Below are 309 nucleotides of genomic sequence, written 5' to 3' on the forward strand. Positions count from 1 at the left end.
ACCGTGCGCTTCAACCAAAGAGAGACTTTGTAAATAATATTCACGCGACTGGAGGCATCAGAAGTATATATATCCCGTGCCCGCATGGATTGCGGCTCATGCTCGGAGGAAATCGTAGATATGGTAGAGGCTCATTGCAGGCATTTTTATATTCGTGCCAACAGATGCTCTTCTTTCTACGATTCCATGTTTGCCTTAACTGGATGGAAAACTGTTGAAATCAACGGTATTGAATTTGAGCTGAATTCCATCCTTGTTGAGAAATGGAAAGGAAAACCGTATCGTCTTGTCATACAGAGACAAAGGCGA

Annotated in this window: 1 pseudogene; it reads left to right on the top strand. The window is 43.0% G+C overall.

What is annotated here, in order from left to right:
* Positions 1-309, top strand: a pseudogene (locus GNY06_RS09540) (IS1380 family transposase); the annotation flags it as partial.

The organism is Elizabethkingia argenteiflava, from assembly GCF_009904105.1.
Classification (GTDB): Bacteria; Bacteroidota; Bacteroidia; order Flavobacteriales; family Weeksellaceae; genus Elizabethkingia; species Elizabethkingia argenteiflava.